General features: G+C 64.2%; 33 protein-coding genes and 2 pseudogenes. 19 read left to right on the top strand and 16 right to left on the bottom strand.

Annotation, left to right across the window (positions count from 1 at the left end; translation table 11 throughout):
• Positions 1 to 16: 16 nt before the first annotated feature.
• The 3 genes from G7077_RS09140 (at position 17) to G7077_RS09150 (ending at position 1,852) form a co-directional block, all read left to right on the top strand.
• Complete coding sequence (locus G7077_RS09140) at positions 17 to 298, top strand: HNH endonuclease (protein WP_166411426.1); 282 nt, start codon at positions 17 to 19, stop codon at positions 296 to 298.
• Positions 299 to 362: 64 nt separating this feature from the next.
• Entirely contained in the window at positions 363 to 863 is a 501-nt protein-coding gene (locus G7077_RS09145) for a DUF3617 domain-containing protein (RefSeq protein WP_166411427.1), read from the top strand.
• Between the two features lie 71 nt (positions 864 to 934).
• Complete coding sequence (locus tag G7077_RS09150) at positions 935 to 1,852, top strand: diacylglycerol/lipid kinase family protein (RefSeq protein ID WP_166411428.1); 918 nt, start codon at positions 935 to 937, stop codon at positions 1,850 to 1,852.
• On the opposite strand, the gene msrA is transcribed toward G7077_RS09150, so the two are convergent.
• Complete coding sequence (msrA, locus tag G7077_RS09155) at positions 1,837 to 2,430, bottom strand: peptide-methionine (S)-S-oxide reductase MsrA (RefSeq protein WP_246167128.1); 594 nt, start codon at positions 2,428 to 2,430, stop codon at positions 1,837 to 1,839. The genes G7077_RS09150 and msrA overlap by 16 nt on opposite strands.
• A 409-nt stretch (positions 2,431 to 2,839) precedes the next feature.
• Between msrA and G7077_RS09160 the strand changes: the two genes are divergently transcribed.
• The 9 genes from G7077_RS09160 to G7077_RS09200 all read left to right on the top strand — a co-directional run bounded on the left by G7077_RS09160 (position 2,840) and on the right by G7077_RS09200 (position 9,100).
• Positions 2,840 to 4,711 carry a ribonucleoside-diphosphate reductase subunit alpha gene (locus tag G7077_RS09160; protein ID WP_166412422.1) on the top strand — a complete coding sequence of 624 codons (1,872 nt, stop codon included), beginning with the start codon at positions 2,840 to 2,842 and terminating at the stop codon, positions 4,709 to 4,711.
• A complete protein-coding gene (locus G7077_RS09165; RefSeq protein WP_206367615.1) occupies positions 4,686 to 5,555 on the top strand; it encodes a class I SAM-dependent methyltransferase in 870 nt (289 codons plus the stop codon). The genes G7077_RS09160 and G7077_RS09165 overlap by 26 nt, the downstream gene beginning before the upstream one ends.
• Positions 5,555 to 5,725, top strand: coding sequence for a hypothetical protein (locus G7077_RS09170; RefSeq protein WP_166411430.1), 171 nt, complete (start codon positions 5,555 to 5,557; stop codon positions 5,723 to 5,725). The genes G7077_RS09165 and G7077_RS09170 overlap by 1 nt, the downstream gene beginning before the upstream one ends.
• The gene (locus G7077_RS09175; RefSeq protein ID WP_166411431.1) at positions 5,722 to 5,916 is read left to right on the top strand and encodes a hypothetical protein; all 195 of its coding nucleotides are present in this window, start codon (positions 5,722 to 5,724) and stop codon (positions 5,914 to 5,916) included. The genes G7077_RS09170 and G7077_RS09175 overlap by 4 nt, the downstream gene beginning before the upstream one ends.
• On the top strand, positions 5,913 to 6,152 hold the full coding sequence (locus G7077_RS09180) for a hypothetical protein (protein ID WP_166411432.1): 240 nt from the start codon (positions 5,913 to 5,915) through the stop codon (positions 6,150 to 6,152). The genes G7077_RS09175 and G7077_RS09180 overlap by 4 nt, the downstream gene beginning before the upstream one ends.
• A 2-nt stretch (positions 6,153 to 6,154) precedes the next feature.
• On the top strand, positions 6,155 to 7,222 hold the full coding sequence (locus tag G7077_RS09185; RefSeq protein ID WP_166411433.1) for a ribonucleotide-diphosphate reductase subunit beta: 1,068 nt from the start codon (positions 6,155 to 6,157) through the stop codon (positions 7,220 to 7,222).
• A gap of 249 nt (positions 7,223 to 7,471) precedes the next feature.
• The gene (locus G7077_RS09190) at positions 7,472 to 7,882 is read left to right on the top strand and encodes a hypothetical protein (protein WP_166411434.1); all 411 of its coding nucleotides are present in this window, start codon (positions 7,472 to 7,474) and stop codon (positions 7,880 to 7,882) included.
• Between the two features lie 47 nt (positions 7,883 to 7,929).
• Entirely contained in the window at positions 7,930 to 8,544 is a 615-nt protein-coding gene (locus G7077_RS14525; RefSeq protein WP_166411435.1) for a TIR domain-containing protein, read from the top strand.
• A 1-nt stretch (position 8,545) separates the two neighbouring features.
• Positions 8,546 to 9,100, top strand: a complete 555-nt coding sequence (locus G7077_RS09200; RefSeq protein ID WP_166411436.1) for a toll/interleukin-1 receptor domain-containing protein — start codon at positions 8,546 to 8,548, stop codon at positions 9,098 to 9,100.
• A gap of 127 nt (positions 9,101 to 9,227) precedes the next feature.
• On the opposite strand, the gene G7077_RS09205 is transcribed toward G7077_RS09200, so the two are convergent.
• From G7077_RS09205 to G7077_RS09230, 6 genes are all read right to left on the bottom strand, one after another.
• Positions 9,228 to 9,638, bottom strand: coding sequence for a hypothetical protein (locus G7077_RS09205; protein ID WP_166411437.1), 411 nt, complete (start codon positions 9,636 to 9,638; stop codon positions 9,228 to 9,230).
• Positions 9,635 to 9,850 carry a hypothetical protein gene (locus G7077_RS09210; protein ID WP_166411438.1) on the bottom strand — a complete coding sequence of 72 codons (216 nt, stop codon included), beginning with the start codon at positions 9,848 to 9,850 and terminating at the stop codon, positions 9,635 to 9,637. Before G7077_RS09210 ends, G7077_RS09205 begins: the two co-directional genes overlap by 4 nt.
• A gap of 382 nt (positions 9,851 to 10,232) precedes the next feature.
• Entirely contained in the window at positions 10,233 to 10,925 is a 693-nt protein-coding gene (locus tag G7077_RS13895; protein ID WP_246167129.1) for a thermonuclease family protein, read from the bottom strand.
• Between the two features lie 140 nt (positions 10,926 to 11,065).
• On the bottom strand, positions 11,066 to 11,167 hold the full coding sequence (locus G7077_RS14530) for an SEC-C metal-binding domain-containing protein (RefSeq protein WP_206367616.1): 102 nt from the start codon (positions 11,165 to 11,167) through the stop codon (positions 11,066 to 11,068).
• Between the two features lie 257 nt (positions 11,168 to 11,424).
• Positions 11,425 to 11,673 (bottom strand): hypothetical protein, encoded by a 249-nt coding sequence (locus tag G7077_RS09225; RefSeq protein ID WP_166411439.1) that lies wholly within the window; start codon positions 11,671 to 11,673, stop codon positions 11,425 to 11,427.
• Positions 11,670 to 11,978 (bottom strand): hypothetical protein, encoded by a 309-nt coding sequence (locus tag G7077_RS09230; protein WP_166411440.1) that lies wholly within the window; start codon positions 11,976 to 11,978, stop codon positions 11,670 to 11,672. Before G7077_RS09230 ends, G7077_RS09225 begins: the two co-directional genes overlap by 4 nt.
• Positions 11,979 to 12,307: 329 nt before the next feature.
• Between G7077_RS09230 and G7077_RS09235 the strand changes: the two genes are divergently transcribed.
• From G7077_RS09235 to G7077_RS09245, 3 genes are read left to right on the top strand one after another with little or no spacing between them, the layout of a single operon-like run.
• Entirely contained in the window at positions 12,308 to 12,463 is a 156-nt protein-coding gene (locus G7077_RS09235; RefSeq protein ID WP_166411441.1) for a hypothetical protein, read from the top strand.
• The gene (locus G7077_RS09240; protein ID WP_166411442.1) at positions 12,460 to 12,609 is read left to right on the top strand and encodes a hypothetical protein; all 150 of its coding nucleotides are present in this window, start codon (positions 12,460 to 12,462) and stop codon (positions 12,607 to 12,609) included. The genes G7077_RS09235 and G7077_RS09240 overlap by 4 nt, the downstream gene beginning before the upstream one ends.
• Positions 12,606 to 12,830, top strand: a complete 225-nt coding sequence (locus G7077_RS09245) for a hypothetical protein (protein ID WP_166411443.1) — start codon at positions 12,606 to 12,608, stop codon at positions 12,828 to 12,830. Before G7077_RS09240 ends, G7077_RS09245 begins: the two co-directional genes overlap by 4 nt.
• Positions 12,831 to 12,872: 42 nt before the next feature.
• On the opposite strand, the gene G7077_RS09250 is transcribed toward G7077_RS09245, so the two are convergent.
• The gene (locus G7077_RS09250; protein WP_166411444.1) at positions 12,873 to 13,172 is read right to left on the bottom strand and encodes a hypothetical protein; all 300 of its coding nucleotides are present in this window, start codon (positions 13,170 to 13,172) and stop codon (positions 12,873 to 12,875) included.
• 347 nt (positions 13,173 to 13,519) lie between these two features.
• On the opposite strand from G7077_RS09250, the gene G7077_RS09255 reads away from it, so the two are divergent.
• Both G7077_RS09255 and G7077_RS09260 read left to right on the top strand, forming a co-directional pair.
• The gene (locus G7077_RS09255; RefSeq protein WP_166412425.1) at positions 13,520 to 13,726 is read left to right on the top strand and encodes a cold-shock protein; all 207 of its coding nucleotides are present in this window, start codon (positions 13,520 to 13,522) and stop codon (positions 13,724 to 13,726) included.
• Between the two features lie 84 nt (positions 13,727 to 13,810).
• Positions 13,811 to 14,020, top strand: a complete 210-nt coding sequence (locus G7077_RS09260; protein WP_166411445.1) for a hypothetical protein — start codon at positions 13,811 to 13,813, stop codon at positions 14,018 to 14,020.
• 47 nt (positions 14,021 to 14,067) lie between these two features.
• Here G7077_RS09260 and G7077_RS09265 read toward each other — a convergent pair whose 3' ends face one another.
• The 3 genes from G7077_RS09265 to G7077_RS09275 are packed head-to-tail and all read right to left on the bottom strand — an operon-like array spanning position 14,068 to position 15,525.
• Complete coding sequence (locus G7077_RS09265; protein ID WP_166411446.1) at positions 14,068 to 14,415, bottom strand: DUF2200 domain-containing protein; 348 nt, start codon at positions 14,413 to 14,415, stop codon at positions 14,068 to 14,070.
• 41 nt (positions 14,416 to 14,456) lie between these two features.
• Complete coding sequence (locus G7077_RS09270; protein WP_166411447.1) at positions 14,457 to 15,041, bottom strand: YdeI/OmpD-associated family protein; 585 nt, start codon at positions 15,039 to 15,041, stop codon at positions 14,457 to 14,459.
• Positions 15,042 to 15,051: 10 nt separating this feature from the next.
• Positions 15,052 to 15,525 (bottom strand): DUF2059 domain-containing protein, encoded by a 474-nt coding sequence (locus tag G7077_RS09275; protein WP_166411448.1) that lies wholly within the window; start codon positions 15,523 to 15,525, stop codon positions 15,052 to 15,054.
• Positions 15,526 to 15,626: 101 nt separating this feature from the next.
• Between G7077_RS09275 and G7077_RS09280 the strand changes: the two genes are divergently transcribed.
• Both G7077_RS09280 and G7077_RS09285 read left to right on the top strand, forming a co-directional pair.
• Complete coding sequence (locus G7077_RS09280; RefSeq protein WP_166411449.1) at positions 15,627 to 16,022, top strand: hypothetical protein; 396 nt, start codon at positions 15,627 to 15,629, stop codon at positions 16,020 to 16,022.
• A 107-nt stretch (positions 16,023 to 16,129) separates the two neighbouring features.
• A complete protein-coding gene (locus G7077_RS09285) occupies positions 16,130 to 19,168 on the top strand; it encodes a glycosyl hydrolase family 28-related protein (protein ID WP_166411450.1) in 3,039 nt (1,012 codons plus the stop codon).
• Here G7077_RS09285 and G7077_RS09290 read toward each other — a convergent pair.
• The 5 genes and pseudogenes from G7077_RS09290 to G7077_RS09310 all read right to left on the bottom strand — a co-directional run bounded on the left by G7077_RS09290 (position 19,165) and on the right by G7077_RS09310 (position 26,398).
• Entirely contained in the window at positions 19,165 to 20,559 is a 1,395-nt protein-coding gene (locus tag G7077_RS09290; RefSeq protein WP_166411451.1) for an efflux transporter outer membrane subunit, read from the bottom strand. The genes G7077_RS09285 and G7077_RS09290 overlap by 4 nt on opposite strands.
• Before the next feature lie 8 nt (positions 20,560 to 20,567).
• Positions 20,568 to 23,745, bottom strand: a pseudogene (locus tag G7077_RS09295) (efflux RND transporter permease subunit).
• Positions 23,746 to 23,955: 210 nt separating this feature from the next.
• Positions 23,956 to 25,068, bottom strand: a pseudogene (locus tag G7077_RS09300) (efflux RND transporter periplasmic adaptor subunit); the annotation flags it as partial.
• Positions 25,069 to 25,070: 2 nt separating this feature from the next.
• Positions 25,071 to 25,499 carry a hypothetical protein gene (locus G7077_RS09305; protein WP_166411452.1) on the bottom strand — a complete coding sequence of 143 codons (429 nt, stop codon included), beginning with the start codon at positions 25,497 to 25,499 and terminating at the stop codon, positions 25,071 to 25,073.
• A gap of 287 nt (positions 25,500 to 25,786) precedes the next feature.
• Entirely contained in the window at positions 25,787 to 26,398 is a 612-nt protein-coding gene (locus G7077_RS09310; protein WP_166411453.1) for a TetR/AcrR family transcriptional regulator, read from the bottom strand.
• Positions 26,399 to 26,457: the final 59 nt, after the last annotated feature.

Below are 26,457 nucleotides of genomic sequence, written 5' to 3' on the forward strand. Positions count from 1 at the left end.
TATATGGTGCGCGACGATGACCGGAACAACCGAAGAACGCTGCTGGCTGTGCGCGCGTCCGCTCGGCGGCCGCGTGCAATATCATCATCCGGTCCCCAAGAGCCGCGGCGGCCGCGAGACGGTCCCGGTCCATCCGATCTGCCACAGCATTTTGCACAAGACGCTCGACAACAAGGCGCTCGCCCGCATCGGGATGGACGTGGACGCCCTGCGCGCTCACCCCGACATTGCGCGCTTCCTCGGCTGGATCGCGTCGAAGCCGCCCGATTTCCACGCCCCCACGCGGCGGCCGAAGTGAGCCCATTGCCAACCGCAACGTCACGCATATGCTGCCCACATCAAAAGAACAGGAGGGGATGACCATGCGCTCGTTTCTCGGCACGGCAGCGGCTGCCTTGATGCTTTCGGCCTGCGGCGGCGACGCCACGGAGGCGAACAATACCGCCGACGCGGCACCCACCAGCCTCCAGGCCGGCGAATATGAAATCAGCGCCAGGGTCGACGACCTGCGCTCGACCGACAAGACGACGCCTTCGACGAAGCTGGAAGTGGGCGGTGCGCCGGCGGTAACCCGCGCCTGCATCGGACCCGACAATGCGATCCCGCCCGCCGCGCTCGGCGAGGCCGGCGACAGCTGCACCGCCAGGGAGACGTACATCCGCAACGGCCGGCTGAACCTTCAGTTGATGTGCAAGCGGCCGGGCAAGGGCGATATCACCCACGCGGTCGACGGTCAGTTCAAGGCGGACAGCTTCGACGCGCAGGTGATCAGCGGCACGTCGTTCAGCGGTACCGGCGACTATGCGATGACCCGCTCCATCACCGCCAAGCGGGTCGGCGATTGCGCGGCCAAGGGCGCATGATCGTCAGCGCTTCCGGCTAAGCCGCCCGGAAGCGCTTTCCTGCGCAGCGCCTATCGGGCACAGACGGACGGGTGACCAGCACCGCGCTCACCGTCGTCATCAACGCGGCCGGCGGGGCTGCTTCGGCTGACGCTGCGGTCGAACAGACAGTCCGCGACCAGTTCGAAGCGGTCGGCATTGCCGCGGACTTTCGAACCGGTGACGCCGACACCATCAGGGCGGCGTGCAAGGAGGCCAAGGCCGGTGCGGCGAAGGCCGTCGTCGTCGGCGGCGGCGATGGCAGCATCAGCCTCGCAGCTTCAGAACTGTGCGGCAGCGATACGGCCCTGGGCATCCTTCCGCTCGGGACGCTCAACCATTTCGCGCGCGACCTCGCCGTAGGCACGACGGTCGAAGAGGCGGTGGGGACCATTGCTGCCGGCCACAGCCGCCGCGTCGACCTCGCCGAACTAAACGGCCGAACCTTCATCAACAACAGCGCGATCGGCCTTTACCCGCTGATGGTGTTCGACCGCGAGGCGCAGCAGAAGCGCCTCGGGCGAAGCAAGCGGCTCGCGATGATCGTGGCGTCGCTTCACACGCTGGCTCGGTTCGATCATCAGCGATTGACGCTCACGGTCGACGGCCGCCGCCGGCAGGTCGACACGCCGTTGCTGTTTGTCGGCAACAACGATTATCTTCTCGAACTGCCGCGCGCGGGGCAGCGCGACCGGCTGGACGACGGCAAATTGTGCGTCCTCGTCATGCGCAGCAAGAGCCGGCGAGCCTTCGCGGCCGCGACCTTGCGGGCACTGCTCGGCCGCACCCGCCCTGACGACATGGTCCGGCTGGATGAAGTCGAGGAACTGATCGTCGAAAGCCGCCGGTCGCGGCTGCGAGTGGCACTGGACGGGGAGGTCGAGCATCTCCCGCCGCCGCTAACCTACCGGATTCGCCGCGCCGCGCTTACGGTCCTGGCGCCGCCGCCGGCCGATCAGCCGCGCCAGTAGCTCGGATAGGCCTTCTTTAGCGCCGCGAGCTTGGGCATGTCCCAGCGGACGATGTAGGAGTGTCGTGGATTGCGGCGGAGGAAATCCTGATGCTCGGCCTCGGCCGGAAAGAAGGCGCCGGTCTCGATCTTCGTCACCACCTTTCGCCGCTGGGATAGCGCGGCGAGAAAGCGCTGTGCCACCGCGCGCTGCTCAGCCGATTGTGGGAAGACGGCGGAGCGGTAGCTTGTGCCCTCGTCGGGGCCCTGGCGGTTCAGCTCGCCGGGGTTGTGGGCAACCGCCGCATAGATTTTGAGCAGTTCGGAATAGCGGATTATGTCCGGATCGTAGGTGATGCGAACCGCCTCGGCATGGCCGGTTCGTTCGCTGCTGACATCGCGGTAGTTCGCCGTCGCACGCGTGCCGCCGGCATAGCCCGAAACCACATCCTTCACCCCTCGGACATGTTCGAACACGCCCTCCACGCCCCAAAAGCAGCCGCCGGCCAGCACCGCCGTCTCGGTTCGGGCCGATGCGGAGGCAGGCACGGCAGCCAGCAGAATGGACAGCAGGAGCGGCAAGGTTCGGGTGCGAGGCATGGGCATCAACTCCGTCGAAGGGCACACCCTATCGCCGGCGAGAGATGAACCCAAGATGTTGTGGTGGGCGCCCCGCTTTTCGAACCCGCAAGAAACCGCAGTTTTGGTCTGTGTTGCGGCAGCTGACCCACAAAATTTTGCGTTAACGCGCATTTACCCGCTTGCGTCTGGCAACGAATGAGGCACAATATATGGCAGTAGCTGAGGGGCTTTGCTCAACACCTAGTGTTCTGCGCCGGAACCACTATATTCCGCGAACAGACTTTTGCGCCCTGTGGATATCGGGACGGGCCGAGAGAAAAGCGCCTCTTGGGCGACGAAAAGGAGTAGGGTCAAGCCCATGACTCCGAGTCGAACATTACAGGAACATCCGGTTGCCGAAGCACCGGATCAGGAACGGGGAAGCGCGATGGATTTTGCAACCACGAGCGAAGTGACCAGCGACGATGTGGCCGCGCCGGCCCGGACCAGCAAGACCGTCGATGCCCGTGCCTTCGATGTGAAGACCGATGCATCGCGCGATGCCCTGCTGACCGAGTTCGGCAAGGACACGCTGCGCGACCGCTACCTGCTTCCCGGTGAATCCTACCAGGACCTGTTCGCCCGCGTGGCCTCCGCCTACGCCGACAATGCCGAGCATGCGCAGCGGGTCTATGAGTATATTTCGAAGCTGTGGTTCATGCCGGCGACCCCGGTCTTGTCTAACGGCGGCACCGGCCGCGGGCTGCCGATCAGCTGCTACCTCAACAGCGTGTCCGACAGCCTCGACGGCATCGTCAACACCTGGAACGAGAATGTCTGGCTTGCTTCCAAAGGTGGCGGCATCGGTACTTACTGGGGCAACGTCCGCGGCATCGGCGAGCCGGTCGGCCTCAACGGCAAGACCAGCGGCATCATCCCGTTCGTGCGGGTGATGGACAGCCTTACGCTCGCGATTTCTCAAGGCTCGCTGCGCCGCGGTTCGGCGGCCTGCTATCTCGACATCAACCATCCGGAGATCGAGGAATTCCTCGAGATCCGAAAGCCAAGCGGCGACTTCAACCGCAAGGCGCTGAACCTGCACCACGGCGTGCTGATCACCGACGAGTTCATGGAAGCGGTGCGCGACGGCAGCGAGTTCACGCTCCGCAGTCCCAAGGATCAGTCAGAGCGCGGCAAGGTCGACGCCCGCGCCCTGTTCCAGAAGCTCGTGGAAACTCGCCTTGCGACGGGCGAGCCCTACATCATCTTCATCGACCAAGTGAACCGGTCGATGCCCAAGCACCACCGCGACCTCGGACTCAAGGTCTCGACCTCCAACCTCTGCTCGGAGATCACACTTCCGACCGGCAAGGATCATCTCGGCGCCGACCGCACCGCGGTCTGCTGCCTGTCCTCGCTCAACCTGGAAACCTGGGACGAGTGGAACGGCGACAAGATGTTCATCGAGGACGTGATGCGTTTCCTCGACAATGTTCTGTCAGATTATATCGCCCGCGCGCCCGACGAGATGGCGCGTGCCAAGTATAGCGCCGAGCGTGAGCGGTCCGTCGGCCTCGGCGTCATGGGCTTCCACTCCTTCCTGCAGGCGCGCGGCCTGCCGTTCGAAGGCGCCATGGCCAAGTCGTGGAACATGCGCATCTTCAAGCATATCAAGGCGCAGGTCGACGAGGCGTCGATGCACCTGGCGACCGAGCGCGGGCCGTGCCCGGATGCCGCCGACATGGGCGTGATGGAGCGCTTTTCCTGCAAGATGGCGATCGCGCCGACCGCGTCGATCAGCATCATCTGCGGCGGCACCTCGGCCTGCATCGAGCCGATCCCGGCCAACATCTATACCCACAAGACGCTATCCGGCAGCTTTTCGATCAAGAACCCCTATCTCGAGAAGCTCCTCCAGGAAAAGTCGAAGGACAGCCAGAACGTCTGGAACTCGATCCTGGAGAATGGCGGCAGCGTGCAGCACCTCGACTTCCTGAGCCAGGAAGAAAAGGACACGTACAAGACCAGCTTCGAGATCGACCAGCGCTGGCTGATCGAGCTTGCGGCTGACCGCACGCCCTATATCGACCAGGCGCAGTCGCTGAACCTGTTTATCCCCGCCGACGTCGACAAGTGGGACCTGCTGATGCTCCACTTCCGCGCGTGGGAGCTGGGCATCAAGTCGCTTTACTATCTCCGCTCAAAGTCGGTGCAGCGCGCCGGTTTTGCGGGCGGGGTCGAGGCCGACAACACGCCCGAGCTCAAGGAAATCCAGCTCGCCAGCACGACGGACTATGATGAATGCCTGGCCTGCCAGTAGCGCCGTTGCAGGCGGTGGAGGCGTGTCGGCGCTGATGGCGTTCGACCGCGCTCCTGGGCGCGCGCCCGTCGTCACCAGCGACGCGGAGCGTGAGACGGCGGGTCATCGCCTGATCAAGCGCATCTTCCCGGAGGCGCAGGTCTCCGGCTTCGCGCATATCGATCAGGAAGTCGCCTTCTTCACCCAGGTCGCGGCCTTGCTTCGGCCCGACGACGTGGTGCTCGACTTCGGTGCCGGCCGCGGCGCCTGGCTGGAGACGGAGCCGAGCCTCTACAAACGCTGGTTGCACAATTTCCGTGGCCGCTGCGCTCATGTCGACGGCTGCGACGTCGATCCGGTCGTGAAGGACAATCCGACGCTGGACGCCGCCGCCACCTTCGCGCCCGGCGAGGCATTGCCCTATCCCGACAACCGCTTCGACCTCATCGTTTCGCGCTATGTGTTCGAACATCTGCCCGATCCCGAGTGGGCAGCGCGGGAGCTGCTGCGCGTGCTTCGTCCCGGCGGCTGGATCTGCGCGCTGACGCCCAACAAATGGGGTTATGTCGCGCTCGCCTCGCGATTGCTCCCGAACCGTCACCACGCCCGCGCCTTGTCGAGCGTCCAGCCCGGCCGGCAGGAGCGGGACGTCTTCCCGACCGTCTACCGGCTCAACCGCCCGGCGGACGTGCGCCGCCATTTCGGTCACGGCGCCGACGTCTTCCACTACAGCACGTCGGCGGTGCCCTCCTACCATTTCGGAAGCGCCCTGCTGTTCCGGTTGCTGCGCCTGGTCCACCGCCTGACCCCGCCGCCGTTCGACGTCGGCCTGCGTTTCTTCATCCGCAAGCGGGAGGCGATGTAATGCCTTTGAAGACCCTCACCAGCTTCGCCCGGAAACGCCTGCCCAAGCCGAAGACCAAGGCCGGCAAGGCGGGCATGATCGCGGGCGGCGTGGTCGGCGGCCTGCTCGCGCTCGACCTCATCGCGCTCGCCGCAACCGCGGTGATCGCCGCGACGATAGGCAGCCGATGACCACCCCGGCGCTCCTCGAGCTGCTTGCCGGCATCGTGATCTTCGTGGCCGGCCTGTGGCTGTACCGCAAGCGGGGCCGCGAAGACGGCCGCCGCGGCAGCCAGACCGCCGTGCTTTTGTTCGCCGTCGCCGCGATCATGATCATCCACGCGACTGGGCTGCTCGACTATCGCCCGGGAGCGGCCGGATGACCGCCGCCACCACCTTCTTCCTGGTTGTGGGCGTCATCGCGCTGATCGCCGGCATCGCCCTCATGACGGTCGCGATCCGCGGCGGCGTCAACGATCGCCCGCGCAACCACATGATGCTGATCGCCGGCATGATGAGCGCCGCCTTCGGCCTCATCCTCGGCGGCTTCGCCATCGGCTACGCGACTACCGCGCCGCTCGACTTCAACACTTCCGAACCCGACATCCAAGGAGCCTGACGATGCCCCTCCTCCAAGCCAATAAAGCCTACAAGCCGTTCGAATACCCCTGGGCGTTCGAATATTGGAAGCGTCAGCAGCAGATCCACTGGATGCCCGAGGAGGTGCCGCTGGGTGAGGATTGCCGCGACTGGGCGCAGAAGCTCACCGACCATGAGCGCAACCTGCTGACGCAGATCTTCCGCTTCTTCACCCAGGCCGACGTCGAGGTGCAGGATTGCTACCACGACAAGTACGGCCGCGTGTTCAAGCCGACCGAGATCAAGATGATGCTGACCGCGTTCAGCAACATGGAGACGGTGCACATCGCCGCCTACAGCCACCTGCTCGACACGATCGGCATGCCCGAGAGCGAATACAGCATGTTCCTTCAGTATAAGGAGATGAAGGACAAGCACGACTATCTCTCGACCTTCGGCGTCGACACGGACGAGGACATCGCCAAGACGCTCGCCATGTTCGGCGGCTTCACCGAAGGGCTGCAATTGTTCGCCAGCTTCGCGATGCTGATGAACTTCCCGCGCTTCAACAAGATGAAGGGCATGGGCCAGATCGTCAGCTGGTCGGTCCGCGACGAAAGCCTCCACTGCGAAGGCATCATCCGCCTGTTCCACGCCTTCGTGAAGGAACGCGACTGCCTGACCAAAGACGTCAAGGAAAGCATCATCGACACCTGCCAGAAGACGGTGCGGCTGGAGGACGCCTTCATCGACCTCGCCTTCGAACAGGGCCCCGTCGAAGGCATGACGCCCAAGTCGATCAAGAAGTACATCCGCTACATCGCCGACTGGCGCCTGGGCCAGCTCGGCTTCCAGCCGATCTACATGGTCGACGAGCACCCGCTGCCGTGGTTGGCGCCGCTGCTCAACGGTGTCGAGCACGCCAACTTCTTCGAAACCCGCGCGACGGAGTATTCGAAGGCGGCGACGCGTGGCGACTGGAATACGGTCTGGGATAATTTCGACCGGCGGCAGAAGGCCAAGGGGTCGGCGGCTAATGATGGGGAGGGTGGCGCTGCGCCGGCGGGTGAGGCGGATATGTTCGCTGCTGCTGGGGTTGCGGCGGAGTGAGAGAAATAAGAGATATGACTGACGAAGAGTGGCACCTCTATCGTGCGCGCGAGTGGGCGGCGTCCAGGTACCGCGCAGAGGGCCATCATGTTTTCGCGAAGCAGGTTGAAAGTGGTCTTCGGGATGAATGTTCGCAGGTTAGGTTAGGAGTCTTCATTTTCGAGAATCCTCGGCCTCATGACCCGGCATTCATTTCAGCGTGGAAGGAGATGGCGGACCTAACCGAAGCTGGAGCAGCCTGATCTTACTATGAGCGAGTTTCGCGAGAAGTGGCCTGAGATGCGCATGAAGCATCTCGAACTGGTGCAAAACGCGATTACTCGCATGGGTACCAACAGCGCGGGTCTCAAGGGATACTGCATGGGGATCGTGGCTGCTTTGATTGCGCTCGCCGGTGCGATTGAGAAGCCACGGATCTTGTTTTTAGGCCTTCCCATAATCGTGGCGTTTGCGGTGCTTGATGCAAGCTACCTAGTCCTGGAGCGCGGTTTCAGGGATCAGTACAACGAGTTGCGGTTGAAGCCGCTCGAGTCCGAGCCGGACTTCCATATCGAGCCGAAAGAGTCCGCAACACTGGCGGACGCACTACTGAGTTGGTCGGTTCTAGGGTTCTACGGCGCTGGAATCCTGATCGTGGTCGCTGTCGGAGTGTTCATTTGACGGGAGTTCCGCGAATGCACAGCAACTCACTTCTTCTTGGTTCCGCTATGAAGATCAAGCGTCGGCGCGTGTTCTTCTCATTTCACTTTCAACGAGACGGTTGGCGCGCAAATCAAATCCGGCAATCTTGGCGGTTCGGCAATGAAGCCACTCGCGCTGGCACGGGCTTTTTCGACGGAAGTTTGTGGGAGTCTGCTCAGAGGAAGGATGATGCATCTTTAAAGGCCCTAATAAACACAGGCTTGGAAAACACGTCAGTTACCTGCGTGTTGGCAGGCACTGAGACCTACGCGCGACGGTGGGTTAGGTTTGAGATCGCGAAAAGCGTTGCGCGTGGGAATGGCCTCTTGACCGTGTGGATCGACCAAAAGCGAGACCCAAACGGTTTGACCTGTGCAAGAGGGCCGGACCCCCTCGGCTATATGGGCGTGTATCTAGCGGAGCCGGGAAAAATCTATCTGGCGGAATACCATTCAGGACGTTGGCAGCGTTACTTGGACTACCGAATGCCGGTGCAGCTTCCTTCTTCTTGGAGGGCACCAACAAGCAGCAACGTAATCCCGCTTCACAATTACGCGCGGAACCACTGCTACGTGACAGAGGGAGGCTCCACCAGCTTCGCGATGTGGATCGAAGCTGCCGCTCAGTCAGTCGGTCGGTAGCATGCTCTTCACCGAAGGAGAGCTTCGTGCCAAGGTTCAGTTTCGCGAGACTGTTACAGCGAAAAAAGCCGATCAAATATTGACGGAGTCGCGCGACTTAACTTCGTCCAACTTCGACGTCTTCCTGTCCCACTCCATTCTGGACAAGGAACTAATCGCAGGAGCAAAGCTCGCCTTAGAAGAACGTGGGCTTTCTGTGTATGTCGATTGGATCACTGATCCTCAGCTGGATCGCACCCGTGTGAGCACAGGAACTGCCAGCCACCTTCGGCGTCGGATGAGGCAGTGCCAGATGCTAGTTTATGTGCACTCAGAGAATGCCGCAGTTTCGAAGTGGTGTCCTTGGGAACTTGGTTATTTCGACGGGATGCGCCGTGGAAACGTCTTCATCATGCCAGTAGCATCGAACATCAAATATGGCTTCGAAGGCCAAGAGTATTTGGGGCTGTACCCTTATCTGGTTCGCACTAGCGACCGCGCTAACGTTCTGGTCATGGAGGCGAATGTTCCCGCTTTCATTGAGCAAGCAAAATCGGCGATACTCACCCGTAAGTAGTAAAGCCGTTACGAAGTAAATCCGTGACGTCGAACGGGTTGGCCTGACGGCCACCCGCCGGCCGGGCTTTCGCATCTCTCGCACAGCTTCGGCGACGCTTCGCGTCGGCGGCGCTATGCTCGGTGCTTCAGCCTTGCCGACGAGTCAGATCCCATCGTCTCAACATATGTCCGATTCCGCCGATCAACAGCAGGTTCAACGTTCCCAGGACAGGGTTGAAGCTCAGGTCAGGCATTTCCGGCGGCAAGAACGGCTTTGCGGTAGGGTCGAGAAAGACTATGGCGGTAGTGACGCCGGCAAACAGCGTAAAAGCAGCCACGATCATCAGCGTAAGCCCAAGATCGGCCCACCTTGCTCCAGGACTCGCCCAGGCGCCGAGAAGCAGGAAGGCGAGGGCAAACAAGCTCATGAACAGCATGACGCCAAGTGCAATGCCAAGCCCCGCCCCGGCGTCGATCCAGGCGATCATCGCCTCGCCGCTGAGCAACCAGCCTCCGAGGAAGAGGAGGATGATGCTGGTCATCCGGCGCGCCGTCACGGCTGCTCCAACTCCATGGGCGCACCTTGCTGGAACCATGCCGACCCCGCAGGCCGGAACAGGAAGTAAGCAATCACCGCCAGGAACAATACCCCAAGCAAAAGCGTGGAGATGATCGGCACGGTGACGAGCCCGAACAGCAAGCCGAGCGCTCCCCCGCCACGTACAGGTATCGTGACCAGTTCAAGCCCTTCAGGATCCCGAAGCCGCAAGCCAAGTTGATGATCGCGGACAGGACGCCGATTGCCTGATGGACGCCAAGTGAGAACGGACTCCGCTCTAGCATCCGCGCGACCACGGGATTGTTGAACATTGTCAACGTACTGAACACGCCAAGGATGGACGTGATAATCAGGAACCAACCGATAATGGTCAGCGAAAGCGGCCGTTTGATCATGAAAGCGTCTCCCCCGAGCGGGGCCAACCTATTCACTTTTCCGTTGTGGACAAGCTACGCTTTGAGGTGGGAAGTCGTCACGGAGTAAATCCGTGACGTCGAACGGGTTGGCCTGACGGCCACCCGCCGGCCGCGCTGAAGCATCTCTTCGCGCTGCTCGCGCGGCGCTTCGCGCCGGGCTCTCTGCGCTCGGTGCTTCAGCTGCACCAGCTCCTTCTTCCTCCGCCATATTCCCGCGCCAGGCCTTCGGCGATCAGCGTCTCGCCCACGTCCCGCCCGTCCACCGCAACATTGCGCAGCTTGCGGCCGTACACGTCCTCGTCGCGGTCGATGCTGGTCAGGGTAATGGCGCCCGAATTGACCAGCTGCTGCAACCGTCCCGCCGCCCGCTCGCCCAGCGCCAGCTCGCTGTCGCAGCCATAATCATGCGTCTCCGGCGCATCGATCCCGGCGATCCGGATTTTCTGCCCGTCCAGGAAGATGGTGTCGCCATCCACCACGCAATTCGTTCCGCCGCCCCATTTGCACGCGCCGAACGCCTGTCTTGAGCTTGTCGTGGGGTTCGTCCGCACCGAGGGCGAGTCCGAAACCGTCGGCACCGGCGCATTGCCCGAATTCGTCGGCACCAGCGCCTCAGCCGAAGCCGTCGGTACCGCCGTCCGCTCCGCCGTCGAGTCCTCGGTTGGCAGATAGTGCCACACGGAAAAGCCGACGAACGCCGACAGCAGGATCGTCAGCCGCCAAAAGGGAAGGTCGGCAGATTGGGGACGGGGGCGCCGCCCACGCCGGCCGCCGTTGCTGACATGGTCCATCCCATGCCAGCTTCGCCGCGTCCGCTGAGGGGCGCGAAGAGGGGCCGCCTCGCCGCCGGGATGCCAATGCTTGCTCACCGCCGCGGCATAGACGAGGCGCGGTTGCGAACTCGTTAGCTATCGGCTCCGGTTCGGATGCGACCCGCACTGCGTCTGCTAGCGCCAGTAATCATGCCGCTCGCGCCCGTCGAAACCGGCCCGAAGCCAAGCAGCACTTCTTAAAACCTCTTCCCCGATCCGCATGGGCACGGATCGTTGCGGCCGAGCTTTTCGACCAGCTCCTTCTCTCTGCCGCGCACGAAGCGCAGCCCGCGCTTCACGCGCGTCTCGCTGGGGAAGCCCTTACGCCGCTTGGACGTGCGCTCGAAAGCAGGGCAGGTCGGCGTGTGTTTGGATCGTCTTCATGATCGCCTCCTGTGCTTGCGGAGGCGGGCGAGTAGGGGAAAGCCGTCACGGAGTAAATCCGTGACGTCGAACGGGTTCGGTCAGCGCGGCTGACCGCCCCGTCGGCCGCGCTGAAGCTTCTCCTCGCGCTGCTCGCGCGGCGCTTCGCGCCGGGCTCTCTGCACTCGGTGCTTCAGCGGAGCGGCACGATCCTTAGCGCGTCGATGGGGCTGGCGCTGGTGCGCATCATGTCGGTGGCGTCCTGGATCAGGCGGTCGAGCTTGGCCGAATCGAAGCCGGGGTAGCCCGGCCGCAATTCCAGCGCAGTCTCAACGCACAGGATGATCCGCCGCTCGCCGCCGTCCAACTCCCACTCGTGCCAGGACTGAAGCACGCAGCGGTCGTTGTCCGCGCTCGTTGCCCGTTCGGGATTGTCGCTCATCGCGGCGCCTCGTCCTGCTCGCCATCGGCGTGCCCGATATCCGGATTCTCGTTGATCCCATCCGTCGCGGCCTCTTCGGCATCCCGGGCGAAAGCCTGGTCCAGCTCGGTTCCGCTGACCTGGCGATGCAGGGTTCCGGTGGGTGTCGGGACGACCAGCACGGTGGAGGTGCGCCGAAGCGCCCGGTGGCCCTGCGCCTCCCACGCTTCCTCCCGCGTCTCCACCTCATAGGTGCCGGCGGGGTAAACCTCGGGCGCCTTGCCGAGCATGAAGGGCCGCGCGAAGACCAGGCGCCTGCTGGTCACGCGTTCAAATCCGTCTTCATGGCCTGACATGGTTTCGCATCTCCTCGGGGCCGGGAGCGCGAACCTGTCTCTCAGTCGCCAAGCGGCAGGGGTCGGCCTTGGCGATTCAATACAAGCGAACGAACGGCGCCTTCGGGTGCAAGCAATCGCACTTGGCGTGGGGCGCCGGCGTCATCCGCGCCCGATGGCGGCGTTCCGCCAGTTTAGGTGATCCGCACTGCCCGTGTTACAAGGGCGTATCGCACGCAGACATCAGTAGGCGCGTGCGGCTGAGAGATCCCCTTCATCCCAGTGGATGGCGCGCTCCCGCTTACGAAGGGAGTTCCGTCATGGATCTCAACTATCTCTACAAACGCCACCAGATCTCGCTCCACATGTCGGATCACGCCGCCTGCGCCCAGGCGCGCGGCATCCACCGCGATTTCACGCGCGCCTATGCGGCATTGATCGGCGTCGAACGCAGCCGGCTTGGGGCCGCGGCATGACCGTCAACGACAATCATCCCGACGCTGGCGAGATGGAGCGGCTCGGCGTCGTCCGGGTCCAGACCGAAAGCTTCCTGTGGGGCGGCTTTCGCTACGGCACCGCCCGCGAAGCCATGGCTGCCGCACGCCGGGGGCCGTCCAAATGAGCCGTGCGCTCTTCGTGAACCTGACGGAGGCGCAGGTGATCGCCAGCTGCGAAGCCGAAAATGTCGGCATCTCCGCGATCGAGCGCATTCCCCAGGGCGGAACGCGCGTCGTCTGCATGAGCGTCGAGGGCGCGGGCACCATGACCCGCAAGTTCAAGGGCAAGCTGATCACCGAAGAGGTCACCCGCGAACGCCACCGTCCGCGCACGCCCCTTTGGTAAGGTAAGCCTCAGCACCGTTGACCGCTCCGTCCGCCGGGCGCGCTACGCACCGGGCTCGCTGGGCTCCGTCCTTGCGCCGCTCGCCGGCGACGTCCGGTCCGCAAATCCATTCTCCCGCTGCTCATAAGTCACCGACCAATCGAGGGTCGCCATGCGCTCGGCGATCAGCTCCGCGACCAGCCGCTTCGGGTCCTGCTCGTCGTCGGGATTGATGCGATAGCCCTTCTTCACCCGCGCCGCGAAGTCCGGGTCCTTGCCCCACACCCACTTGGGCAGGCGCCGCAACCAGATCGCCACCACAATCGCCAGCGCGCGGCCCTCAACCTTGATTCGCTCTCCCATGGGAGGAACAAATAGAGAACGATAGGGAAGCTGTCACGACGCGTCTGGCGACCCGCGCCGAATTTCGCTGACCTGCTCGGCCGATCCGAACGGCCATCGGAAGGCTCATTCGACTGTGCTTAAGTCCGCACCTGGCGCGCGAACACCGAAACAGTTGAGAGTTTAAGCTGGCGCAAGAGGCGCGCGCTTCGGGCCTAACAATTGTTGCACCGATGCTGTAGGGTGGATTCCGCTACTAGTCGCATCTGACGGTCTTCGGGCGCTTTGCGGCTCCTCATTCCTTCTCTTCGCTTCTCCTAGCCGAAGCGGGACCGATGTCGGATCCGCCCAAACAAGGAATGACCATCATGCCGATCGGCACCGTAAAATTCTTCAACGAGACCAAGGGCTACGGCTTCATTCAGCCGGAAGACGGCGGCACCGACGCCTTTGTCCACATCAGCGCCGTCGAGCGCGCCGGCATGAGCACGCTGCAGAAGGAACAGCGTGTGAGCTACGAGCTTGAGGAAGACCGCCGCGGCAAGACCAGCGCGGTCAACCTCCAGAGCGCCTGACGCCTACCGCCCTCCCTCGGGAGGGCAACCGGCCCGCTCACCACCGGGCGGGCCGGACTCACATTCCAGCGGAAGGAACCCAGCATGACGATCAGCACCCGCCTTGGCGAGATCGACACCTACCGCGCCCGCGCCGCCGAATGCCGCGCCCAGGCCGACGAAGCGACGCTTCAGAACGTCAAGGACCGCTGCCTCCGCGCCGAGGAAGCCTGGACCGGCATGGCGCAGCGCCTCGAACGGCACGAAAAGCTGAAAGCCGTCGCGGCGCCGTCGGTAGAAGCAGTCGCGGAGTAACATTCCAGCGTGCCGTAGCTACGGCTGGAACCGCGCTGACCACCTGATCAGGCGCGCAGCACCTTCTCCATCGCCTTGCCGCGGGCGATCTCGTCGATCAGCAGGTCGAGGTAGCGGATCTCCCGCATCAGCGGCTCCTCCACCTCGTGCACCCTCACGCCGCATACCGTCCCGCGGATGGTCTCCCGCGCCGGGTTCATCATGGGCGCCCTGGCAAAGAATTGTTCAAACGTCCTGGCGTCGGCCACCGCCGCGGCCAATTCCTCATCCGAATAGCCCGTGAGCCAGCGGATCGCCTGGTCGACCTCCGCCTTGGTGCGCCCCTTGCGCTCCGCCTTGGTGACGTACAGCGGGTAAACGGAGCCGAAGCTGGTCGAATAGATGCGGTGCGCCACAAGTGGATCGTTGCCCGCCGCGGCGGAAAGCGCAAGCGCCGCTAGCCGTGCACCGTCTCGCCGCGCTCCAGCATGGCGACGAACTTGGCGACGTTGCGAGCCCGCGCTTCGGCCGTCTTCACCGCGCCGATGCGATAAAGAATGGCGTAGCGGTTGGCGCCGCTCAGGGTCGCGAAGAAAGCGGCAGCCTTTGGGTTGTCGTCCAGGGCGGCACGGAGATCGGGCGGCACCTCGGCCTTGCTCGCCGGCGCATAGGCCGCGTCCCAGCGGCCGTCAGCCTTCGCGGCCTCGACCTGCGCCATCCCGCGGGGACGCATTCTTCCTTCGGCGATCAGCTGCCCCGCGCGCTTGACGTTGACCTGCGACCATTTGCTCCGTGCCCGCCGCGGCGTGAAGCGGATCAGCCACCAGGCGTCGTCATACTTGTCGAGCTGCCCGTCGATCCAGCCATGGCACAATGCGGCATCGATAGCTTCGGCCTTGGACACGCTCGCGATTCCGGAACCGTTCTTCGCGAGCTTGAGCCACATCCCGCGCGAGTCCGCCGGCTGCGCCTCTAGCCAGCGCTCCAGCGCGGCGAGATCCTCAAACGCAATGATCGGCAGGCCTGCGCGCTCTTCGGTCATGTCGGGCAACTCAGTCGCACAGCTTTCCGGTTTGTTTGCAGTATGCGGCGGCAACGTCTTTCTTAAAGTCCATGCCTTCGATCGCCGCGACGGTGCCCGCGATCACCTGCGGCTGGCTGGCGCGCCAGCGTTGACCCGCCGGGCTTTCCATAAAGGCGGCGACCGCCTTCAGCTCGTCGACGCTCAGCGCCTCGGCATAGGCATGGCCGTTGGCGCTTAGCGCCTTGTCGATGCCTGAGCTTGCGGTCCTTTGCGCGATTCGGCGAAGCTCGGCCTGCTCGGCGGCGGTCAGTTCCTTGTGCCGAGCGACGAGCTCGTCCGTGTCTTTCTTGACCATCATCGGCAGCAAGGTGCCGAGCAAGCCCGCGTTGGCGATGCGGCGGCCAAGCGCCTCCGCCTCCGCGCTCGGCGCGGCAGCTGCAAGGACCAGTGCCATCATCAACGCCATCGTCGCTCTCCCGATACCCTCGACTAGCCTAGCCATCGCCGTTGCTGCTGGCCAGAAATGACACGACATCCGGTGCCGTCGGCGCCAAATTTGCGGTCGTGCGTTGGGGGAGGCAGGCAATTCGGGAGACAGGCAAGATGAACAGGCTTTGGGGTCGTGCGGCGTCATATTGTTCGGTGCTGATGCTCGCGGCGGCGACAGCGTCGCCCGCACCCGCGATCGAGCCCGGACGCGCTGCCCGGATCAGCAGCACGGTGACGAGCGATGTGCGCGTTCATCGTGGCGGCGGCGACTGGATGAACCACCGCCGCGACCGTCGTGGCGCCGGACGCCGCGGCTGGGGCGGTTTCGATAATTATGGATATTATTATGCGCCAGGCGAGTGGGCGCGGTCGAACAACCGTGCCTGGGAATCGGACAGCTTCAACGACTGGTGGCATGACGATCCGAGCCGCTCGATGCCGCGCTGGACGCAAGGAAACCGCCGCGAGTGCCGTCAGCAATATTGGACCAGCGCCGGCTGGACCTGCTGAAATGGCGGGAACGGTAACGTTATCGTTCCCAGTTCCAATTCCGGCGAATAGGACGTAGCAACCCTCCAAAGCCACCGACGATCGGTGGTGCGATTGGGGGTGCTGGGATGCGAACGACGTGGGTCATTGCGGCGCTGGCCGCGTCGGCACTAAGCAGCGCGGCCCTGGCTTCTCCATCGGTGATGACGACGCTTCCGGACGATCCGCGGGCGGTGGTCGTCAAGGCAGTCGGCGACGGCCGGGCGGACGATACCGCTGCGATCCAGCAAGCGATCGACAAGGCGGCAAGCACTGGCGCCGGCGGCATCGTTTTCCTGCCGCAGGGCCGCTACCGGATCACCCGCACCCTGTTCATCTGGCCCGCGGTGCGCCTGTTCGGGGTCGGCGCGACCCGCCCGGTGATCGAACTTGGCGATCGCACCCCGGGCTTCCAGCGCGGCATTTCCAACATGATCGTGTTCACCGGCACCAGCAAGGTGAATGCACTGGGTAACGAGGGACCGCGCATCGCCTTTCCCGTGCCCGGCAGCGTGCCGTTCAACCCCAGAATCGGGGACGCCAACAGCGGCACTTTCTACTCCGCCTTGAGCAATGTGGATTTCAAGATCGGTAGCGGCAATCCGGCCGCCACGGCGGTCCGCTTCCACACCGCGCAGCACAGCTTCGTCAGCAATGCGGACTTCGATCTCGGGTCCGGTCTCGCCGGATTGTACCAAGTCGCCAACGTTGCGGAGAACCTCCACTTCCGTGGCGGTCGCTACGGCATCCTCGCGGAGAAGACATCGCCGGCCTGGGGCTTTGCGCTGGTGGATTCCACCTTTGACGGGCAGCGGGATGCGGCGATCCGGGAGCATGAGGCGGGGCTCACCATGCTCAACGTGTCCTTCCGCAACACGCCGGTCGGAGTTGAGATCGACAAGGGGAATGGCGACTGGCTGTTCGGCAAGGGGCTGCGGTTCGACAATGTCCGCCGGGCCGGCGTCGTCATTTCCAACGAGAAGAGCGCAACCACACAGGTCGGTTTCGAAGATGTGACCGCGACGAACACGCCGGTGTTCGCCCGCATGCGCGACAGCGGCAAAGAGGTTCGCGGGCAGGGGCGGGCGTATAATGTCGCGTCGTTCACTCACGGCCTGACGCTGCCGGGCATGGGAGCGATGGGGACCTTCAAGACGGACATGAAGGCGGCGCCGATCGCTTCGGCGCCTGCAGCAAGCACGCCGGTGCTTCGCTCGCTCCCGCCGGTCGGCGAATGGGTCAATGTTCGAACGCTTGGCGCAAAGGGCGACAATGCGACCGATGACACCGCCGCCATTCAGCGCGCGATCGACACCAACAAGACCGTCTATTTTCCGGCTGGCTTCTATCTTGTCACAGATACGCTCCGTCTACGGCCGGACAGCGTGCTGGTCGGGCTCCATCCCGGTCTCACGCAAATTGTCATTCCGGACAAGACGCCGGCCTTTCAGGGCGTCGGTGCGCCCAAGGCGCTGGTCCAGACGGCAGAGGGCGGCGAAGCGGTCGTCGTCGGGCTTGGGCTTCACACGGGCGGGATCAACCCGCGTGCGGTCGGACTGCTGTGGACGGCAGGCGCCAACTCCATGGCAAGCGACATCAAGTTCCAGGGCGGCCACGGCACGGACCTGTTCGACGGCAAGCGCGTCACGCCGATCAACGACAATGGCACCGGCGATCCCGACCCCGCCAAGGGCTGGGACCGGCAATATTCCAGCCTTTGGGTGACGAAGAACGGCGGCGGCACCTTCTTCAACATCTGGAGCCCAAGCACCTACGCTCACCCGGGCCTCTATGTCTCCGACACGACCACGCCGGGCAAGATTATCCAGGCATCGGTCGAGCACCACGTGCGCACCGAATTCGCCTTCAACCGTGTCGCCAATTGGGAGCTGTATGCGCCGCAGACCGAGGAGGAAGCGGGCGAGGGGCTGTACACGGTCGGGCTCGAGATAAGGGACTCGCGCGACATGCTGGTCGCCAATTATCATGGCTATCGCGTGACCCGCACCCGCGAGCCGGCGCCGGCAGCCGTGACGCTCTACAATTCCCGCAACATCCGCTTCCGCAACATGGCGGTGAATGGGGAAAGCGGCCTGCCGCCGTGCGACGACGAGGGCTGCTTCACCTACTTGCGGCTCACGAAATATCCGTTCGACAATGCGATCCGCGATGTCGCTAAGGGTATCGATGTGCGCGAGCGGCAATTTGCAGTGCTCGACGTCACGGGCCAAGCGAGCAAGCCGGCAGTATCGACTTTCGGCGGCGCGCAGGTGGAGAAGCTTGCCAGCGACTTCCACTCGATCGGCGGTGGTGCGGTTGGGGCTGACGGAACGCTCTATTTCACCGATCGCAAGCGGCAGCGGATCTACGGTTGGTCGGATTCCAAGAAGCTGGAGATCGTTCGCGACCAGCCGCTTGATCCCGTCAACCTGGCCGTGGATGCGTCGGGCAACATCATGGTGCTGTCGGCGGCGGAGCGCGGCGGGCCGGTGTACAGCTTCATGCCTGGCAGTCCGGACGACCAGATCAACGTCATCAAGCCGGCACCCGTCGCTGGAACTGCCGGTGCGGCGGTTGCGATACCGGCGAATTGGTGGGCAAATTCAGAGTTCCGCGACCGGCTGAACCCTCGGACTTACCAGTTCGAAACCATGGCCGAGATCTTCGCCAAGGAAGCCGGCGCGGGCAGGCCGAAGCAATATGTATCGCCGGACGGGTCGCTGGCGATCCCTGCATGGCGGGTGGTTCAGCAGGGGCCGGACGATTTCCGCGCGATGCGCTTCTCGCACGGACTCGACACCTACGGCTTCGTCACAGCCAAGGTCGGCGAGCGGGTGCTCGTCGCCAATTCGTCAGAGAACAAAACCTATAGTGCGCTCGTCGGCAAGGGAGGTTCGCTGACCGATCTTCGGGTGGTAGCGGACCGGGGAGGCGAGAGCGTCGCGAAGGGACCGGACGGACGCATCTACGTCGCCAACGGTCAGATCTTCGTCTACTCGCCCGACGGCGCGGAACTGGGCCGCATCGACGTGCCCGAGCGGCCCCTGCAGCTCATCTTCGGCGGCGCGGACCGGCGGTCACTGTTCGTGCTGACCCACCGGTCGCTGTACCGGGTGCGGTTTCCTTAGGCCTGCCAGCTTCCGCCGAGCGCGCGGAACAAGGCGATCTGGGCTTCGGTGATTGCCGCGTCGGCCAAGGCCAGCTGCGCCTGGGCATCGGCGACGGTGCGTTCGGCGTCGATCAATTCCAGCGAACTGATGTCGCCCTCGCGCTGACGAGCGCGGGCAATTCGTGCAGCAGCCTCCGCCTGGTTGCGCGCCGCGGCCAGTGCGGTCCGCCGGGCAACGCTTTGCTGATACCTGGAGAGTGAGGTCTCCGTCTCCTCCAGCGCGCCGAGCACGGTTCCGTCGAACTGCGCGAGCGCGGCCTGTGCATCGGCTTCGGCGCCGGCAATGCGCGCGCGCGCGGCGGTGCGGTTAACCGTCCAATTCAGCAGCGGCCCAATCACCCATGACAGAGCATTGCCGGTGAAGAGGTCGCCGATCGGGTTGGTCGCGCCAACCGAGCCGCCCAGCGAAATGCGCGGATAAAGATCTGCGGTGGCCACGCCGATGCGGGCCGTTGCAGCGGCAAGCCGGCGCTCGGCGGCACGAACGTCCGGCCGGCGTGCGAGGAGCAGGGCACCGTCGCCAACCGGAATCGGGCGGTCGAGCTTCAGCGATGAGGTGCGGAAGGTCGTTTCGACGGGCAGCTCGCGCGGTGCGCGCCCTGTCAGTGTCGCCAGCCGGAACAAGGCCGCTTGCCGCTCCGCCAGATACAAGGGAATTTCGGCCAGCCTTTGGTCGCGAAGACCAGCGATGCGGGCGACATCGAGCCCGTTGCCGAGCCCAACATCCTTGCGCCGCTGGGTCAACGACAGCGAGCGGTTCAGCAAGTCGACGATCCGCTGCGCCACCGCAGCTTGTTCCGCGGCCGCGACGGCGTCCGCATAGGCGCGGGTGGTGTCGGCGACGATCAGGACGCGGACCGCGTCGGCATCGGCGGCGGAAGCGGCGACGTCGCCGCGGGCCGCTTCGACCCGGCGGCCGATGCGGCCAAACAGGTCGACTTCGTAGGAAACGTCGGCGCCGACATCGCCGACGATGTTGGAGCGGTCCTGGCCCGGAATCTCCGGTCCTGGCGTGCGTTGATACTGGACGCCACCGCCGACGCCGATTTGCGGCTCACGTGCGCCGCGCTCTTCACGAAGCAGGGCACGGGCACGGGCGAGCCGCGCCTCGGCGACACGGATGTCGGTGTTGGCGGCAAGCGCGTCGGCAACCAGGCGGTCGAGCACCGGGTCGTTGTAGAGGCGCCACCAATTCTGGTCCGGCTGAGCGGAGGACACGAGCGTGGAATTAACGTCACCGATGAACGGCGCGGCAGCCGCCGGAGCGACCTGCTTGGCCTGATAGGTAGGACCGGTGGCGCAGGCGGCGAGGGCAAGGGCGCCGGCGCTGGCGAGGAGGATGCGGGTCATGGCTGTTCCTATTCAGCGGGGACGAGCGCCGGCTCGGCCCCGGTGGACGCCGTCGGCGGCTGGCGATCCGGTCGGCGACGGTGCGGCTGACGACGTAGAAGGTCGGCGTGAAGATCAGGCCGAAGGCGGTCACACCAACCATCCCGAAGAACACCGCGGTTCCAAGCGCCTGGCGGAGCTCGGCACCGGCACCACTTGCGATCAGCAATGGCACGGAACCGAGAATGAAGGCGAAGCTGGTCATCAGGATCGGCCGCAAGCGGTCGCGGGCGGCACGTACCGCCGCTTCAATCGGCGACATGCCATGCTCCTCGTCCTGGCGAGCGAACTCTACGATCAGGATGGCGTTCTTCGCGGCAAGCGCGATCAGCACCACCAGTCCGATCTGCGTCAGCACATTGTTGTCCATGCCGCGCAGGTTCACCCCGATCATCGCCGCAAGCAGACACATCGGGACGATAAGGATGATCGAAAGCGGCAGCACCAGGCTTTCGAACTGCGCCGCAAGCACGAGGAAGACGAACAGCACCGCAAGACCGAAGACCAGGGCCGAGGTGTTTCCGGCCGCACGCTGCTGATAGGCGATGCCCGTCCACTCATAGGTGTATCCCGGAGGTAGGCTCTGGGCGGCGAGATCCTCCATCGCCTTCAGCGACTGCCCGGACGAGTAACCGGGTGCTGTGTCCCCGTCGATCTCCACCGCCGGAAAGCCGTTGTAGCGGGCGACGCGGAACGGCCCCGTCCGGTTCTCGAAGGTAGTTATCGATCCGATCGGCACCATTGCGCCTGAGTTGGAACGGGCACGCAGGTTGGCGATATCCGACTCGCTGGCGCGGTAAGAGGATTCCGCCTGGGCGGTCACGCGATAAGTGCGGCCAAGCAGGTTGAAGTCGTTGACGAAGGCCGAGCCCAAATAGACCTGCAGCGCTTCGAACACGCGGCTCGGCGGAACTCCCAGCATTTCGGCCTTGTCGCGGTCGATGTCGGCGAACACTCGCGGCGTGTTGATGTCGAACAGGGTGTACACCTGCTGCAGACCCGGCGTCTGGTTGGCCTTTGCGATGAGACCCCAGGCGATGCCGTTGAGCGTCGGGAAATCGCCGCCGCCCTGATCCTTGATCATCAGGCGGTAACCGCCGGCCGAGCCGATACCCTGAATGACAGGCGGCGGGACGATGAGCAGGCGCGCCTCGTTGATGTCGGCGGTCCGCTTTTGCGCTTCGGCCATGATGCCGGGAAAGGTGACGCCGAGCTTCTTGCGCTCTTCGAACGACTTCAGTGGGACGTAAGCGGCGGCGGCATTCGGCGCCTGCGTCTGGGACGCACCATCGAAGCCGGCGAGCATCACGGAACCTTCCACGCCCGGGATCGGCAGGATGCGCGCGACGACCTTGCGCAAGACGGCGTCGGTACGCTCGAGCGATGAGCCCGGCGGAAGCTGGATCACAGTCAAGAAGTAGCCCTGATCCTGTTGCGGGATGAAACCGCTGGGCGTGATCGCGAACAGGCCGAAGGTGGCGGCGATCAGAGCCGCATATGCGGCCATCATGCGCTTCGGCGCTTGCACCAGTCGGCGGGTGAGGTTGGCGTAACGCTCGCTGAAGCGGTCGAACATGCCGTTGAACCAATGACCGAAGCGCTCGACCAAGGCGGCCGCACGGTTCTTCGGCGGCGCGTCCGAGTGCGGCTTCAGCAGCAGCACGGCAAGCGCCGGCGACAGGGTTAGCGAAACCAGCAGCGAGATGACCGTGGCGGCCGAGATGGTGACCGCGAACTGGTGGTAGAAGGCACCGGACAGGCCGTTGAGGAACAGGGTCGGCAGGAACACCGCGCAGAGTACCAGAACGATCGCGACCAGCGCGCCGCCGACTTCATCCATCGACGTTCGCGCAGCCTCCAGCCCAGACAGGCCCTTGGCGAGGTTTCGCTCAACATTTTCAACCACGACGATGGCGTCGTCGACGACGATGCCGATCGCCAGCACCAGCCCGAACAGCGACAGGTTGTTGAGCGAATAGCCGACCGTTAGTAGCACTGCGAAAGTGCCGATCAGCGACACGGGGATTGCGATTACCGGAATGATCGCGGCCCGCCAGCGTTGGAGGAAGACGATGATCACCAGGACGACGAGCAGGATCGCCTCGGCCAGGGTCTCGATCACCGCGTCGATCGACTGGGCGATGAACTCGGTGGGGTTGTAGATGACCCGATATTCCAGCCCGCGTGGGAAGGTTTTGGAGGCGACCTCCATCTCCTTTTCGACGGCGGTTGCCGCTGCGAGCGCGTTGGACCCCGGCCGCTGGAAAACGGCGAGAAGAACGGTCGGCTCACCGGAAAGATAGGTATTGGACGCATAATCGGCAGCGCCGAGCTCGACCCGCGCGACGTCTGAGACGCGAACCTGGCGGCCGTCCTGATCGGTCCGGATCACCACCTTCGAAAACTGCTCGGGATCGGTCAGGCGGCCCTGCGTCTGAACGTTAAGCTGAAAGGCACCGCCGCCGGAATAAGGCGGCTGGCCCAGGGTGCCGGCCGCGACCTGGACGTTTTGATTGCGAAGCGCATCGACGATCTCGCCCGCGGTCAGATTGAGCGCGGCGGCTCGATTCGGGTCGATCCAGACGCGCATGGCATAGTCGCGCGCGCCGAAGATGCGCACGTCGCCGACACCGTCGATGCGGGAGAGGCGGTCGCGCAGCTGGCTCAGCGCGTAACCGGACAGGTAGCTTCGATCGAGGCTCTTGTCGGGTGACACGAGGTTGACGATCAGGAGGAAGTCCGGCGACGTCTTCTGCGTCACAACGCCCAGGCGCTGAACCTCCTGCGGCAGGCGGGGCGCAGCGATTGCAACGCGATTCTGAACCAGCACCTGCGCGGCGTTGAGGTCGGTATCCTGCTTGAAGGTGACGGTGATCGTCACGCGCCCGTCGCCGGTCGATTGCGACGACATGTAGATCATGCCGTCGACGCCGTTGATCTCCTGCTCGATCGGCGCGGCCACGGTGGAGGCCACCGTTTCGGCATCGGCGCCCGGGTAAACGGCGGTTACCGTCACCGTCGGGGCACGATGTCCGGATATTGGGACACCGGCAGCGCGAGGTAGGCCATCGCCCCCATCACGGTGATCAGGATCGAGATCACGGCCGCGAAGATCGGACGCGTGATGAAGAAGCGTGAAAGGCGCATCTTGTTTGTCTCCCCGGCCGCGGCCGGCGTATCTGAAAGCGTGCGGTCTTTAGCGGCCGACGAAGGTTGCCTGGCCGCTTGGCGTGACCTGTGCGGCAGCCGGCGGGGCGGAGTGGTGACGGGCGAGATGATGCCCTTCTTCACCTGCGGCTTCATTCCCGGCATCACCGACTGGGCACCCGCGATCACGACGAGGTCGGAGGTGCTCAGGCCCGACCGGATGACCCGAAGACCATCGATCAGCGGGCCTGTCTCGACCGGGCGAGGCGTCAAATTGCCGTCCTTGCCGGCAACCATCACGATCTTGCGAGTTTGGTCGGTCGAGATCGCGGCGTCGGGCACCAGCAGCGCTGTCACCGTGCCGGACGTTGCAAGGCGCATGTTGCCGAACATGCCGGGCGCCAGGAACTGGTCCGGGTTACTCAGCACTGCGCGCAGACGGATGGTGCCGGACCGGGTGTCGAGTCCATTGTCGGTGAAGTCGAGACGTCCGCGCCAGCGGTAATCGGTTTCGTCCTGAAGACGAATTTCGACCGACGAGGGGCCAATCCCGGCTTGCTGCGCTCGGCGAGCCTTGAGGAACAGGGCCTCGGACGCGTCGAAGTTGAAGTAGATCGGGTCGAGCGAGTTGATGGTGGTCAGCAAGGTGCCGCCGCCGGCTCCGCCGCCCTCGACGATGTTGCCGGCATCGATGCGGCGGTCGGAAACGCGGCCGCTGATCGGTGCGCGCACCTGAGTGAAGCCGACGTCGAGCGCGCGTCCCTGGATTCGGGCGGTGGCCGCGGCGAGCGACGCCTGCGCGACCTGAACACGCGCGCGGAGCCGGTCGACGTCGCTCTTGGATACGGCATCCACCTCGAGCAAACGGGTGGCGCGGCCGAGATCGGCCTGCGCCAGCGCCAGCTCGCTGCGTGCGCTCTGTGCTGCCGCGCGGGCTTCCGCGAGCGCGGCCGAGAAGGGGCGCGGATCGATCGTGAACAGCAGTTGGCCTTGCCGGACAACGGAGCCGTCGGTGAAGTGAACGCCGACAATGGCGCCGGACACGCGAGGGCGCACCTCAACCGTGCGGCTCGCCTCGAAGCGACCCGAATATTCGTCCCACTCGGAGATCTGGCGCACCAGGGGGGTCGCTGCGGTAACAACCGGTGGCGGCGGGGCGGCCGCCACCGGCGCGCCGGAGAACTTGCCGAGCAGAAGCCCGGCAATGATCACCAGCGGCAACGCAATCAGCGCAAATTTCTGAGTCGGCGACAGACGGTTGAACCGCTGCCGGAGAGCCGGCACCTGTTCGGCCCAGACCTTGCCTTCATCCTTGCCGATCATATTCACTTGGTCTTGCTCCGGTTACGTGCGGAGCGCGCCTTGGCGATCCGGCGTTGGATGAGTTCGTACTGGTCCTGCGAATAGCCGGCGTCGAAGAAGCCGCGCAGCACCTCTTTCCCGATGTTCCAGCGATAGCGCCACGCCTGAACGGCAACCCTGCGCAGCGCCTCGAGCCGCTCGTTGGCGAGCTGGTTCGCAGGCTTGAGACCGAAGATCGCATAGATGATCTTGCGCAGGCGGGTGGGTGCACGAAGGCTGGCGAGGCTGTCCAAGCGCGCCATGTCGACGATCGACCACTCGAGGTCGGACAGCAGAGCGGCGGGTGCAATTGTCTCAGTCGCCGGAGTAGAGGCCACCAGCTTCGGCATGCGCAATGCGTTGCGCAGCGGGGTGGCCGGCTCTGCCCATTGTTGCATCGGAAGCGTTGCCATCGTCATTCTCCAGCTCGGGCAAGCGTGCGCTGCCCTTCGCGCACGGCGGGCCGAGCGCAGGTTCGATCGTTCGCGCCGAGGAGCGTCCGCGCAGCGTGACTGCCCGGACCGCCCTTAGGCGGTGAGTGTTACTGAGGAGCGTCTCCGTGCCGAGTGAGGGCTCGCCCTTTTCGCGATGATACGCATCACGGTGCCGGCTTATGTCCGGTCTTCTATACTGACCGGTATATAAAGAGCGAGCCGGTCAGGTCAACAGCTTTTTTTACCGAGCGGTACTGAAATGCGAATTATTTACCTGGCCACATGCCGAGACTGGTGTCGATCAAGGATTCCAGCTCCCGCCTAGTGGCACCGGCGGCCGCCTGGACCGACATGGCTTGAAGGATTGCAGTGACGTAGGAGCAAAGCCCGTCGGCGCTGGTGTCGCTCGGCAGGTCGCCTTCGGCCTTGGCCTGCTCGATACGGGCGCAGATCGCGTCACGCGATGATTGCCGACGAGCGTTCAGGTCGCAACGGATCGAGTCGGCTTCAGGCCCGCAGCTCAGGGAACTCATGATCCGCATGCAGCCACGCGGCTGACAGTCGCTGAACTGCATGTCGAGTGCGCCACGCCACAAACGCTCCACCACCTGGCGCGATGTCGGTGCCTTCAAGGCCTCGCCGACATATGCCAGCTTCTCGCGCTCGTAGAGATCCAGCGCCTTGCGAAACAAGGCTTCCTTGTTGCCGAACGCTGCGTAGAGGCTCGGACGCGTAATCCCCATCGCCTCGGTGAGGTCGGTCAGCGAGGCGGCTTCATAACCCTTTTGCCAGAACACGCGCAGCGCTGCCGCAAGGGCATCGTCGACATCGAATTCGCGCGGGCGCCCCTTGCAAGGCCGGATTGCGTCAAATTTCATAACGAGCGGTACATAAGTCGCATCGTGTTGATTGTCCACCGGAACTGTCGGGGGAGAAC

The organism is Sphingomonas piscis, assembly GCF_011300455.1.
Lineage (GTDB): Bacteria > Pseudomonadota > Alphaproteobacteria > Sphingomonadales > Sphingomonadaceae > Sphingomicrobium > Sphingomicrobium piscis.